We start from the raw sequence: 13,679 nt of genomic DNA, 5'->3' as shown, positions 1-13,679 counted from the left end.
GACTCCTTACCTACCTTCAAGGTAGGCAAGGAGTCCTTAACGGCGATTCAGTGTGCGTAGACCTCGAATTCGTACAGCGAGTACCCGTACTTGGTCCCCCGCTGCACGCCCGCGAGGCGGACGAAGCGGGCGTCCGACGGCGCGAAGGACACGTTGTCCGCGCCGCCGTTGCCGTCCGTCACGGCCGCGGCGTCACGCCAGGACTCGCCGTCCGCGGAGAGCTGCACCTTGTAGCCCTTCGCGTAGGCCGATTCCCACGACAGCACCACCCGCGACACCTGCTGCACCGAACCGAGGTCGACGGTGATCGACTGGTTGTCGCTCCAGTCGCTGGCCCAGCGGGTGGCGGGGTTGCCGTCGACGGCGTTCGAGGCGGGCGAGCTGTAGAAGCCCGTTTCGGCGCTGGTCGCGGAGACCGGCTTGCCCGCGGCGAGGTTCGACACGTTGTCGCCGCGGTGGGCCGGGTACTCGACGACCTGCTGGAACGTCGGGCGGTTCTGCGTGCTGATCTTGCCGTGCGTGATGCCGCCCAGCGGACGCTGGATGACACTGTCGGCGCACCACTGGTCGCCGGCCGAGCAGTCCGCGTCACCCGGGTAGACGGTGTTCGCGGGCTGCGCCGCGGCCGCCGTCAGCGAGTCGACGAGCGCGGTGCGGCAGGCGTCCAGGTTCCCGCCGCCGCAGAAGGTCGCGCCCAGCGGACCGGCGACCGGCTGGCCGAGCACCGTGCGGATGTCCTTGCTGACGTAGCCCCACCAGCCGTGCTGGAACGACGAGCCCTGGTGCGGCTGCCCGACGTGCTTGCCCGGCGTCTCGTTCTGGAACCCGGACGGGCTTTCGTTGATCTGCAGCACGTTGGTCATCGCGGTGAACGCGTCGTCGCCCATGGCGGGCTTGAACTCGTTCGTGACCAGCAGCGGCCACCACGCGTCCATGATCCGGATCGCGTCGGCGTCGGTGTAGGCCTTGCTGCCCGGCGACGACTCGACGCGCTGATGCCCGTTGGCCATCCAGGTTTTCAGCTTCGCCTCGGCGTCGGCCGACGCGCCGGTGAGCGGCGCCTTGTCGAGCACCTGCAGCAGCAACGGCAGGACCTTCTCCGCCCGCAGGTCGGCCAGCGCCGCGTCCTCCATGGCCTGGGTCAGGTTCGTCCGCGTCACCTTGGTGCCGCTGGAGATCAGCCCCTTCACCCGCGAGTCGAGCAGATCGGCGCGGTACACGGCGGACTTGTCGGCGCCGCCGGACGCGTAGCCCTTGGCCTGCGCGTTGTTCCAGCTGATGTAGTAGTCCTGGTTGATCGACTGCGGGTGCTGCGCCATCGGCGTGTAGTTCGCGACGTTGCCGTCCGGCTTCCAGCCCTGCCAGTCGTAGCCCTTGTCACCCCACACCGGCATCATCGGGTCCACCGTGGGATTGCGCACCGGGTTCGCGCCCGAGTTGAAGTACGCGACGTCCTTCGAGTCGGCGTAGAACCAGTTGAAGGTGAAGTTCACGTCGTTCGCGGCCTTCTCGAAGTCCGACGCGGAGTGGATGAAGTCCGGGTCGTTGAACTCCTGGAAGCCGATCAGCGAGTCCACCTCGTGGAAGTACGAGGACCGCAGCGACGTGTACGCCACCGGTTTGCCGCCGACCGTCGCGCGGCTGGTCACCGGACCGTACTTCGTGCGATAGCTGCGCAAGGTGTACGAACCGGCCGCGGTGCCGTCGGCCAGCGTCGGCGTCCAGGAGTTCTTACGCTCCACGGTGTCCATCGGCAGGCACTGGCCCTGGTAGACGTAGTAGTTCGAGTCCTTTGTGGCCGGTTTGCCGCTCGGGTCGCACAGCGGCAGCGCGAACGTGTCGATGATGTCCTGCGCCGACGTGGTCGCGCTCCACGAGTAGTCCTGGCCACGGCCGAGCAGCACGTACATGCTGATGCCGGCGAACGAGGCGCCGCGCGCGCTGATCCCCGGGCCCTGCAGTTCCTGCAGCATGAGCAGCTGCGGCGCGAAGTACCCGGTCTGCGGGCCGAACACGGCCACCGGGTGCCCGCTCGCCGTCTTCGAACCCGACACCACGAGCGCGTTGGACATGCCGTGCTTGTCCGTCATCATGTCGCCCGGCAGCACGCCGTTGTCGAACATCCCGCGCGCGGCTTCCTGGTCCTTCGGCGCGGGGACGTCGACCTTCGCCGGCGTCGCCGAGGAGGCCGAGCCGGTGGGGTCGTACACGAGCTGCTGGTTCGTCACCGAGCCCTTGTCCGGCAGCGCGGAGCCCTGCGGGTTCGCGGGTGTCATGCCGTAGTCGAAGGTCTGCCCGTCGTGCAGCGTCTTGACGGCCTCGGGGTCGTCCGCCGCGCGCAGGCTCTGCCACACCTTTTCGCCCTGCTCGACGCCGTACTTCTCCTGCAGCGCGAGCTTCGCGACCGCGTTCTGCACCTCGCCGCCGCCGCCGGCGCCGAACTGGGCGCCGACCACGGACGCGAGCACGACCAGGTCGGTCAGCTTGAACGGGTCGATGGTGCCGGCGTTGGTGATCGCGTCGACGTGCCCGGTGAGCACGTACTCACCCGGGAAGTAGCGGCCATTGTGGGAGTCGGTGATGTACTTGTTGATCCCGTCGATGTACGCCTGCGCATCGGCCAGCCCCTGCTTGCCGCGCGGGCCGCTGGCAGCGGCGGCGTCGATCTGCGCCTGCAGCTCCGGCTCCGTGTACGGCGCGGCGGAGAAGAAGGACTGCTCGAGCTCGCGGTTCGCGGGCGCTCCCCCGGCGTACGAGGTCAGCTGGCCGCGGCCGACGCGGCGCATGATGTCCATCAGCCACAAGCGGTCCTGCCCGGCCGCGTACCCGGCGCCGAACTCCGTGCCGGAGCGTGTGGTGCCCTGGATGTGGGGGACGCCGGTGGCCTTGTCCCGCGTGATGGTCACGTCGGAGCGCGGCTGCAGCGTGCTGGCCACCTGGTCGGCGGGGACGCCGAACGACGAGTCGTTGAAGAACTTGCCGATCGTGTCCGTGGTCAGCGTCTTGTAGCCGCCGGCCAGGTCGGCGTACTTGCCGAGCTGGTCGTCGGCGTGGCCCGGCTGGGTGCCCAGCGCCTTGTTGGCGAGGATCTCCGCGAGCGTCGCGCTGCCGTTCTCACCGGGCGGCAGGATGTCGTTGCACTGGCCGGCGCAGTAGTCGTTGCCCGGTAGCGCCGCGGTGGCGGGCGGGACGCCGGCCACCGCCTGGGTCAGACCTGCCGTGAGGACGGCCAGAGCCGCCACGGTCAGGATGCGGATGCGTCGTCGCATGCCCGTACTCCGTCCACGAGGATCCCCCAGGGTGACCCGGCGCACGCTACCGGCGGGTAGACACATTTGTGAAGACTTTTCGCGTTTAACCAACCTTTGGGCGTAGTCCGATCGGCGCAGCTCACAGCCCGTAGGTACGGTGATCGCCATGACCTTGGAAAAGCCCGAAATCGACCGCCCGGACGGCCCCGCGCCGGCCGAACTCGAGATCACCGACCTCACCGTCGGCGACGGCACCGAAGCCCAGCCCGGCAGTGCGGTGAGCGTCCACTACGTCGGCGTCTCGCACTCCACTGGCGCTGAATTCGACGCTTCGTGGAACCGCGGCGAGCCGCTGCGTTTCGCGCTCGGCGCCGGCCAGGTCATCCCCGGCTGGGACCAGGGGGTGGCCGGGATGAAGATCGGCGGCCGCCGCCGGCTCGTGATCCCCCCGCACCTCGCCTATGGCGAACGCGGCGCGGGCGGCGTCATCAAGCCCAACGAGACCCTGGTCTTCGTGGTCGACCTCGTCGACGTCAACTGAGCACTGCCGACCGCTTCACCGGCCGCCGGGATGGCCAATCGGGCAACCCGGCGGCCGAACACTTTCGGGTGAACGCGCTTTCCCGCTAAGGTCCCGGTAAACACCGGCCATACCACTTGTAGGGGAATAAATGCGCGTTCGTGCTGTGCTTTCCGCAGCCGTCATGGCGCTCGCGTGTACCGCGGGCGCCCTCGCCACCGCACTGCCGGCGTCGGCGGTGGCCGACGGTTCCGACGTGCCACAGGGTCAGTTCCAGTTCGCGGCGAAGCTGACGATGACGAACATCCCGAAGCCGGACGGATCCCACTACGACAGCGCGTGCTCCGGCGCCCTGATCGCTCCTCAGTGGATCATCACGGCCGGGCACTGCTTCCACGATGTCAACCGCAAGCCGATCTCCGGGCCGGTCCCGTACGCGACGTCGGTGTTGCTCGGCACCACCGTGCAGGGCGACGGGCTCGGCGTCACGCGCAACGTCACCGACGTGCTTCAGGCCGGCACCAACGACATTTCGCTCGCGAAGCTCGACAGCCCGGTCACCGGCATCACCCCGCTGACCGTCCAGCGCGACGCGCCGACGGCCGGGCAGAGCGTGACGCTCGCGGGCTGGGGCAGCCTGAGCTCGACGGACGCGAAGCCGTCCACGAAGATGCAGCAGGGCTCGATGGCGGTCAGCCAGGTCGACGCCACCACGATCGGCGTGATCGGCGTCGCGCCGAAGAACACGACCAGCGCCTGCCTGTACGACTCGGGCGCGCCGTACTTCGTCCCCAACGAGACCAGCGGCCAGCTCGTGTCGGTCGAGTCGGACGGCCCGGACTGCCCCCACTCGACCCCGGAGACGACGGCTCGCGCCGACGTGATCGCCGATTGGATCGCCGCGCACACGGCGTGAAAGTCAAGTACACGAACGGGCCTCGCGTATTCCGCGAGGCCCGTTTTCTTTCGCCCGACAAGGGAATTCCTCACTTCGCCGGACATGGTTAGCGTGGAGGGCCGATCATCGGCGTCCCGCCGGTGGCCCGGACGAAGGGACCTAATGCGCGTTCGCGCCGCAGTCACCGCAGCAGCCCTCCTGCCCCTCCTCACCGCCGCGCCGGCGCTGGCCGTCGCGAACGGCTCCGACGTCCCGCCCGGCCAGTTCGGCTTCACCGCGAAGCTGGCCATGCCGAGCATCCCGCGCCCGGACGGCAGCACCTACTCGAGCTTCTGCTCCGGCTCGCTCGTCGCCCCGCAGTGGATCCTCACCAACGGCCACTGCTTCCACGACGTGAACCACAACCGCGTGTCCGGCCCGGTGCCCTATCCCACGAACGTGACGCTCGGGCTGGTCGACGAGGCGAAGGAGCCGGGTGTCACGCGCAAGGTGACCGAGGTCCTGCAGTCCAGCGTCAACGACACCGCGCTGGCCCACCTCGACAGCCCGGCCACCGGCGTCACCCCGCTCACGGTGAACCGCCTGGTCCCGGGCGTCGGGCAGAGCCTCACCCTGGCCGGCTGGGGCAGCACCACGGCGAAGAACCCGGCGCCGTCGACGAAGCTGCAGCAGGGCACGGTCCAGGTCGCCAACGTCGCCCCGACCACCGTCGGCGTCAAGGGGGTCAGCCCGGCCACCACGACCAGCGCGTGCACCTACGACGCCGGCGCGCCCTACTTCGTCCCGTCGGGCTCGGGCGGGCAGCTCTTCGCCGTCGAGATCACCGGCCCCGACTGCCCGCACGCCAGCGCGGAGCTCACCGGCCGCGTCGACGTCATCGCGGACTGGATCGCCGACCACACGAAGTGAGTACCGTGGACGGGAGCCGTCGACCCGAGGAGCGCAGATGCCCGAGCCGATCTTGACCGCCATCGCCACGACGTTGGCGACGAAGGCCGCGACTGGCCTGTACGAACTGGTCAAGCGCAAGTTCTCCGGTGACAAGAAGGCGGTCGCGACCCTGGAAGCGGCCAAGCCCGAGGACCCGGCGACGATCGCGGCCCTCGCCGAACGCCTGGACGTGGAAACCCGCGCGGACCCGGCGTTCGGAACCGCCCTGCACGCCGAGTTCGAGGTCCACCAGGACGCTCGCGGCGGCAGTGTGAACAACCATGTCGGCACCGTGGCCGAAGGGGCCAAGGTCGTCCAGCTACGTGACGTACACGGCAACATCAGTTTGTGAGCCGCACGGAGAGCAATCGCTAGGATTGCTCTCCGTGCCCTCTCCGTCGATCCCCGTGCCGCCGCGCTGGCGCACCGTATCCACGGAACGGACCCTGCTGGCGGTCGTCCACAACGTCACCGCCGCCACCCGCCTGCTCGACGTGCTGAGCCTCTTCGCCGGTGACCCGCGGATCCAGACCGTGTTCACCTGCCCGGGCTCCAGCGCCTTCACCCGCGGCACCGAGGAATTCCTCTCCGCCCGCGGCATCCCCCTCCTACCCTGGCCGGAAGCGATCCGGACCGAATTCGACTGGGCTCTGGCCGCGAGTTACGGCGGGGACTTGCATGAATTGCGCGCGCCGTTGACGGTGGTGCCGCACGGAATGGGTTACAATAAATATCTGGCCGCCGAAAATCAGAATGTGGTATTCGGTCTCTCTACCCCGTGGTTGATGCACGAGGGTCAGGTCGTGCCGACCCACGTGGTGCTCTCACACGAAGAGCAACTCCACCGCCTTCGGCTTGCCTGCCCACCTGCGGCGGAGCGTGCCGTGGTCGCGGGAGACCCGATTCTCGATCGGCTGCAAGCCAACCTGCCCCTTCGGGAAACCTATCGGCAGGCGTTCGGCGTCCAGCCAGGCCAACGACTGGTCGTCCTGTCTTCGACCTGGGGCCCGGAGTCGCTCTTCGGACATGACCCCGACCTACCTCGGAGGATCGGGAGCACTCTCGATCCGGACGCGTATCGAATCGTCCTGGCATTGCACCCCAACATCGGGCAAGGCCACTTCCGCTGGCAGTTGGAGACGTGGCTCGCAGAAAGCCGGCGCGCCGGAGTACTGGTTCTGCCCGACGAGAAGCTCTGGCAGCCGGCCCTGGTCGCAGCCGACGTGACGATCGGCGACCACGGCTCCGTGACCTTCTACTCCGCCTGTCTCGGCACGCCGATTCTCCTCGCCGCAGCCCCCGAGGACACTGTCGATCCGGCATCGCCGATAGCCGGTCTCCTTCACAGCGCGCCACGCCTCTCGCCCGACAACCTGGCCGACCAGATAGAGCAGGTGATCACAAGAGGCCAGGACTACAGCCATATCACCGCACTGGCCTCGAGCGCCCCCGGCAAATCCGCGGAATTGCTTCGCGACATCGGCTATGAGGTCCTCGGTTTCCCTCCCCCACCGCATCCCTCGACCACGAACGCCTTGCCCATACCGCAGGTCCAGATAGGGAACCCGAGCGCGCAGCGGATCCGCGTGACCGGTACCCACGTAGAGCGCAGCGCGGCAGGGAGCCACAGCTACCCGGACGATGCGCACCTGGTCGTTTCGGTGCTCGACTCAGATCTGACGCTCCTCGAACGGGCGCACGTCGTGGTCGGTCCGGCGACCCTAGCCCCTGAGCAGTGGATCGCCGCGACCCTGCGGGCGCTACCCGGCGCGCTCTGGGCCGTGTGCCCCGTTCAGCACGGCTGGCTCGCGGGCAACCGTGGCGGCACGCTCGTTCAGTACCTCACGGATGGCCCCGCAGAAGCAGTTCCATCAGTACTGCACCACCGCGCCTCCAATGGGGCAGCGGCTTCGCTGGAGGACTTCCTCCTCACGACGTCAAAGACCAGCAGTTCGGTAAAAGTCACCGTGGTCGACCCCGGCCGCGCTCTCCGCTGAACCGGCACACCGGCTCAGGGCAGCGTCGCCAGCCACCGCCTGATCTCTTCGGCTTCCGCTTCGAACCCGCGGAGCACGCAGACACTTAACGCGTCCTGGGCGTGTGCCCGGGCCGCGACCACGTCCCCGCGAAGCCACGCGACCTCGGCCATGGCCCAGCTGGCGGCGATGCGTTCGGAATGCCAGTCGCCGACCGCGAGTGCCGAGACCTCGATCAACGCCGACATCGCTGTGTCGAGTTCTCCCGCCTCGATCGCTTTCTTTCCCCGCCACAGAGTGATCTTCACGCGATTACCCGGCTCGTGACCAAGGCCGTCGGCAGCGCTGTCCAACAGCTTGAACGCCAGGGCGGGTGACGACACCTTGGCGAGGTGGAACCTTGCCAAGGCAAGACGGCGGGAATCAGAGAGTCGCTCGGCGAGTTCGAGGTTCTCCTTGAGGAAGACGACCGCCTCGGTCATGCGACCTTGCTCGACAAGCGCCAACCCAAGCGATTCAACAGCGGATGCGTAAGCCTGGTCCGAGCCGGCCGACTTCGCATCCTCCGCGGCTTTCAGGAACAGCTCCGTGGCAAGTGGCCAGTTCCGCAGCTGCATGGCGCTGAAACCCTGCTGCATCCCGGTAACCGCCATTGCCAGCTTCGAGGACCACTCCCGCGCAGCAACGGCTGCATGTTCACTTACAAGCGCCATCTCGGCTGGTCGAGCACCGCGCAGGCGCATCGGCCACATCGCGAGCGCCAACCGGCACACCTCTTCGTGCCACTCGGCACGGAACGCCACGTCGGACGCTGCCACCAGGTTGTGGTGTTCGACTATTAGCCATTCCAACGCCTCGGCGGCGGTCAATTCGACCATGTCAGCGCCTCGTCCCGACCAGAGCTGCGCCGCCCACCCACGCGGCAGCACCCGCTCCGCGGCGGCAAGACCTCTCGTGGCGTAGAACGCGACCAGCGGCCTCCACACGCCGCCGGCTTTTGAACACGCGTGTCTGGCCGCCAGGCCAGTCATCAGGACACGTCCCTCACGACTTTCCCGCACGAGCCCCGCCCGCTGCAGGCACTCCACCGCCTCTTGCGCGGACTCCTCCGACATTCCCAGCACGATCGCGAGAGTCTTCACCGCGACGTCGCCGTCACCGGTGTGAGCACCCAACACGCGATAACAGGCCTGAGCATCCTCCGTGAAACGGCCGTAGGCGACCTCGTGTCGGAGAGTTAGCAGGTCAGTGTGGGTTTCAAGCCAGCGCACCAGCCTACGCAGGCTCCGGTCCGGGAAGTCCGCGAACGTCGTGCCGAGCACAGTCAATGCGCCGACCGAACCATCGCAGATCCGAACGAACTCAGCTGCCGCATCGGGCTCGGCAGCGATCCGGGTCACCCCGATCTGTTCCGCCAGCATCGCGTACACAGCCTCAGTGCTCAGCGGGGTCAGCAGAACCATCCGCGCCGCGTGCTGAGCGACCAGCCGGGCCACTCGCCCGGCCTCGACCACAAGGACCACGGATCCACCAGCGCCGGGAAGCAACGCCTCAACCTCGTCCGCGGTAAGCGCATCGTCGATCACGAGGGCGAGGCGCTTACCGTGGCTCCGGCTGCGCCACATCGCCGAGCGTGCCTCCAGACCGGCAGGCAGACGTTCGGAGTCGTACCCCACGGACTCCAACAAACCGGCGAGCACCCCGGTAACGTCCTGGCCTCCGAGCGTCACCAGATAGTCGCCGTCCGGAAAACGGTCGCGGTGCTCATGCACCCATCGGTGACAAAACGTCGATCGACCGCTACCCGGCTCACCACGTATGACGGCGATCACCGGCGAGGCGTCCCCCGTGTCCGCATACTGTGTGACCTCGCGCATCTGGCGCTCGTGCCCGTAGCAGTGCGGCCGCGGAGCCGGGACCTGATGGGGCGGCGGCACGGCTCGGACCGGCGTCATCCAGTTGTTGTGGACATTCTGGACGTCACGAGCCTGAAACACCATGTCGGCTTCCCCGTCGAAGGAGTTGTGGTGCCCCACTTCGTCCATGACATCGCCTCCCTACCCCGACTGACCAGTCTATCGGCTAGATCACCCTCCGTGCAGGTATGTTCACCCGAACCGACCAGATAACATGCACTCGACACCCTTCGCCGGATCGATAAATGGTAAAATGATTTGAGCAGCAAAGCAGCAAAGCAGCAAAGCAGCAAAGCAGCAAAGCAGCAAAGCAGCAAAGCAGCAAAGCAGCAAAGCAGCAAAGCAGCAAAGCAGCAAAGCAGCAAATGGGAGACCTTTGGTTCCACAGTCGTTCTCGGGGTGGCGAGAACCTGGACTTCGGCGATTCGACTGCTCGACGTTTTCGCTTCGTTTCGCGATGACCTGCGGTTGCGCTTCGTGTTCACTGTCGATCCCGGCTCACAGTTCAGCCGAGGCACCGAGGAGTTGCTGATACTCGCGGGTGCACACGTTATCCCGTGGCGGGAATTGCCCGGAACTCGTTACACACTCGCCGTATCTGCCAGTGAGAACATAAATTTCGAGCACATCGACGGACCTGTCCTCGTGTTGCCGCACGGAGTCGGGTTCCACAAATACGTGCCCGATTCCTCGACGTCCGGTATGCGAATCTCAGGTCTGGTTCCCGAACACGCTCTGAGGACCGGGCGGGTGCTGATGGCGGTATCGCACTCTAACCAGGAGAACCAGCTGCTCGCGGCCAGTCCGGCCGCGGCCGGGCGCACCGTGGTGATCGGCGACCCACAGTTCGAGCAGTTGCTGGCCAGCGCAGGGCACCGCGAGCATTACCGTCGAGTGCTCGGCATCGGCGACCGACGGTTCGCCCTGGTGACCTCGACCTGGGGCACCCAGTCCCTGATCGCCCGCCGGCCGCGGCTTCCCGCGGAGCTGCTCGCCGCCCTTCCCCACGACGAGTACGCAGGCGGGCTCGTGCTGCACCCCAACATCTGGGCCCGGTACCGACCGTTCCAGTTGCATGCGTGGTTCGCCGCCGCGGAGGACGCGGGCCTGCTCCTGCTGCCGCCCGAACTCGGCTGGCAGGCGGCGCTGGTCGCCGCCGACCTGGTCATCGGCGACCACGGGTCGGTCACGTTCCTGGCTGCAGCCAGCGAAAAACCAGTACTGCTCGGGACCTTCGGCGAAGAAAGCGTACCCGGGACGAGTGCCGCGATGCTCGGAGAACGCGCCCAGCGCCTCCACCGCAGCGAACCACTACGCACCCAGCTCGACGCCGCGGAAACTGCACCGTGGCAGAAAGAACTGGCATCGAGGACGTTTGAGAACACTGACGGCGCCACAGCAGCGCTGCACACCTTGGTCTACCGGCTGCTCGACTTGGAGCTCGGTCCTGTGACCACGTTCCGCGCGGCCGACCCGGCCAGCCAGAAGACACCCGTCACCGCGTTCACCGCCTACCCCGTGTTCAACGGGCAGGATTCCCTGACTCTCCAACGGTTCGCCCGGTCAGTCGAGCGCTGGCGGCCCGAAGCGGAGCGCGCAGCGGCAGACCTACGCCACCTCGTAGTCGACGAAGGCGAGCGGGATATCGGCCGGCTCGGCATCGCGACCGTGCTGACCCGGTCGGCGAACGGCGACGACCCGTCGGGCTGGTGCGCCGAGGCGCTTCGCCGCCACCCGGGATGTGTTCTCGCCGCGGCCGCAGTCCCCGGTGGCTGTGTGGCCGTGACAGCGGACGGGGTGGGGCTGGCCGTCACCGGATCCGCAGATGTCCCGGCGCTCGCATCGACTGCGTACGCCATCCTGCGCTCCGGACCGTGCAGTAACCGAACTGTCCAACTACACCTCGGCGCCGCAACAGCCGCTGTAGAGCTCCAGTACTGACCAGATCAGTCCAGTTCAGCTTCCAGGGCATCGGCCTTCGGGCTGCCCAGCCGCCGGTAGAGCTCCACAGCTCGGCCGAGTTCCCGCCGGGCACGTTCCGGGTCCGCCTCGGCCAGGAACTCACGCAGTTGCTCGCGCACCTCGGCCTCGTACGAGAAGTAACCCGCCACCGCCATCGCGTCCGCCGCAGCCGACAGGGCGTCGATCCCCTGCGGCAGTCCGAGCCGGACCCGGGTCAAGCCGATGGCGGCCAGCGCCCGAACGGCCATCCGGGAGTCATTGTTTTCCTCGAACCACCGATGAGCCCGTTCCAGCTCGACCAACCCGTTTCTTCCCGACAGCGACAGGCCGAGGAACATCCGCGCCAGCGCCGTGCCCCGCGGTTCGACCGCCTGGTCATTGAGCTCGATCGACCGGCGGTAGGCCTCCTGCGCGAGTACCGGCTCCCCGGCCCGGTCGTGAAACCGGCCGACGAACTCACGGACCGAAGCGCGGAGCACCGGATGCCCTGACCGGTCGGCGAGCTCTGCTGCCCGCGTAACCGCCTCGCGGGCCGCGTCGAGGAGCCCCAGGTCGCACTGTGCACGGGAGCCAGTGCTCAGCAGCCGCGCCTCGGCCTCGATGTGCCCGGTGAGGCGGGCGGCGGCGATCCCTCGTTCCCCGATCTCCATCCACTCCAGGTACCGGCGCCGGTTGAAGTAGTAAGCGGTGGACGCCTCGGCGATCTGCCAGGCGGCATCGAGCAGGCCGAGTTCGACCGCTTTCGCCTGCAGCTCGCGAAGGGTCTGCTGCTCGGTCTCGAACCACGCGAGCGCCTCGCCTTTGTCCGAGAACGGACCGGTGGTCGTCGGGACGGTGGTGAAACGTAGGCGATTCTGACCCAGCACGGCCACGTCGGCGTGGTACGCGAGGTCCCGCAACCCGAGGATGACGCGCCGCAGCGCAGCCGTTTCCTCTTCGACACCGGATTGCCGTGCGCACACCTCGGCGTGGTCGTGGACCAGGGGATGCATGCGGTAACGCTCGCCATCACGGTCCAGGACCTGGGCAGAGACCAGGTCCCCGAGCAGCCTCCTGGCCCCGTCCTGATCCAGTCCCGCGAGCAGGCCGACCGCCCGGACGTCGAAGTCGAGCAGAGGATAGATCCCGAGCAACCGGTAGACCCGCCGCCCCGGCTCGGGCAATTCCTGGTAACTGGTCTCGAACACCGACTCCCCCTTGGCGAAACCCTCATCGCGCCGCGTCAGTTCCGCACGAGACTGTCCCAGCCTCTCCACGAGTTCGGCCGACGTCAGGACCCGCCCTGCCGCCAGGAGGTTCGCCGCCTGTTTCAGGGCCAGAGGCAGTCCGCCGCAGTGCGCGAGCACCTCGCGCAAGGACTCGTCGTCAATGGCGACGTCCAGGCCAGCGCGGGATCGGAAAAGCTCCGCCGCGTGGTCGTCGTCCAGCGGCTTCAGCCTGATCACCTCGCCGCCGAGCTCGGTCACGTCGACGAGCGTCTCGACAGCGCCGGCGACGAGGACCGTGCTGCCCCGGCCGGCGGGCAACGCTTTGACTATCTGTTCGGCCTCACGCGCGTTCTCGATCACTACCAGCAGCTTGGGACGTCCGGCGGTCGTGCTCCGGTACCAGGCCGGCAGCTCATCGTCACGGGGCATCACGTCGTCCTGCACGCCCAGGCCACGCAGCAGCCGACGCAACGCCGAGGACACGAGCTCTTCCCCGCCGGAGCGAACCGAGTTGTAGTCGAGGTACAGCGCGCCACCCGTGTGCTGTACCTCAAGCTCCGCAGCGCGATGGCGGACCAGCGCGCGGCGTCCGACCCCAGACAACCCGGTCACCAGAAGCACGGGTGCGTCACGCCGCTCAACACACCAGGCGATCTCCGGGTCCCGCCCGACAAGCTGCCGAACAACCGGCGGCAACTCATGCGGTGTAACGACCGGCGGCGGCAACGGCAGGTTGAAGTAGAGGTCCCTGACCGTCCCCGCTTGCACGACGACGCCACCCTCAACCCTCTCGATCTGGTTGTGCGTCCCCTCGCCCACAAAACCCCCTCGTCACCAATGAGTGACGACGACCCTACCGCCCGCGGTCACCCTCTGAAGCCCTTAAGCCCCGATCTCAAGCCAGAAGCTAAGAACCAAAAGTGACCCCGGTCACCGCGCAGGTTCAGCGCCCCCAGCTTGGCGGAGCCCAGTAACTCGCCCCCGGAAGCAATGAACTCCCTCCCACACGGAAGAGGCC

General features: G+C 67.6%; 9 protein-coding genes. 6 read left to right on the top strand and 3 right to left on the bottom strand.

Annotated features, from left to right (window positions below; translation table 11 throughout):
* Positions 1-47: 47 nt before the first annotated feature.
* Positions 48-3,269 carry a penicillin acylase family protein gene (locus OG943_RS37000; protein ID WP_328605556.1) on the bottom strand — a complete coding sequence of 1,074 codons (3,222 nt, stop codon included), beginning with the start codon at positions 3,267-3,269 and terminating at the stop codon, positions 48-50.
* Positions 3,270-3,417: 148 nt separating this feature from the next.
* Between OG943_RS37000 and OG943_RS36995 the strand changes: the two genes are divergently transcribed.
* The 5 genes from OG943_RS36995 (at position 3,418) to OG943_RS36975 (ending at position 7,596) form a co-directional block, all read left to right on the top strand.
* Positions 3,418-3,792: an FKBP-type peptidyl-prolyl cis-trans isomerase gene (locus OG943_RS36995; protein WP_328605555.1), complete on the top strand. Its 375-nt coding sequence runs from the start codon at positions 3,418-3,420 to the stop codon at positions 3,790-3,792.
* Positions 3,793-3,922: 130 nt separating this feature from the next.
* Positions 3,923-4,687, top strand: coding sequence for a S1 family peptidase (locus OG943_RS36990; RefSeq protein ID WP_328605554.1), 765 nt, complete (start codon positions 3,923-3,925; stop codon positions 4,685-4,687).
* 144 nt (positions 4,688-4,831) lie between these two features.
* Complete coding sequence (locus OG943_RS36985; RefSeq protein ID WP_328605553.1) at positions 4,832-5,578, top strand: S1 family peptidase; 747 nt, start codon at positions 4,832-4,834, stop codon at positions 5,576-5,578.
* Between the two features lie 37 nt (positions 5,579-5,615).
* Positions 5,616-5,951 carry a hypothetical protein gene (locus tag OG943_RS36980; RefSeq protein WP_328605552.1) on the top strand — a complete coding sequence of 112 codons (336 nt, stop codon included), beginning with the start codon at positions 5,616-5,618 and terminating at the stop codon, positions 5,949-5,951.
* Between the two features lie 34 nt (positions 5,952-5,985).
* Positions 5,986-7,596, top strand: coding sequence for a hypothetical protein (locus OG943_RS36975; protein ID WP_328605551.1), 1,611 nt, complete (start codon positions 5,986-5,988; stop codon positions 7,594-7,596).
* A 14-nt stretch (positions 7,597-7,610) separates the two neighbouring features.
* On the opposite strand, the gene OG943_RS36970 is transcribed toward OG943_RS36975, so the two are convergent.
* Positions 7,611-9,620 (bottom strand): ATP-binding protein, encoded by a 2,010-nt coding sequence (locus OG943_RS36970; RefSeq protein ID WP_328605550.1) that lies wholly within the window; start codon positions 9,618-9,620, stop codon positions 7,611-7,613.
* Between the two features lie 129 nt (positions 9,621-9,749).
* Between OG943_RS36970 and OG943_RS36965 the strand changes: the two genes are divergently transcribed.
* Positions 9,750-11,432, top strand: a complete 1,683-nt coding sequence (locus OG943_RS36965) for a hypothetical protein (protein ID WP_328605549.1) — start codon at positions 9,750-9,752, stop codon at positions 11,430-11,432.
* 5 nt (positions 11,433-11,437) lie between these two features.
* Here the strand turns inward: OG943_RS36965 and OG943_RS36960 are convergent, their stop codons facing one another.
* Entirely contained in the window at positions 11,438-13,480 is a 2,043-nt protein-coding gene (locus OG943_RS36960) for a hypothetical protein (protein WP_328605548.1), read from the bottom strand.
* Positions 13,481-13,679 lie beyond the last annotated feature (199 nt).

The sequence above is a fragment of the Amycolatopsis sp. NBC_00345 genome (genome assembly GCF_036116635.1).
Lineage (GTDB): Bacteria > Actinomycetota > Actinomycetes > Mycobacteriales > Pseudonocardiaceae > Amycolatopsis.
This window is presented reverse-complemented; position numbering and strand designations above follow the sequence as displayed.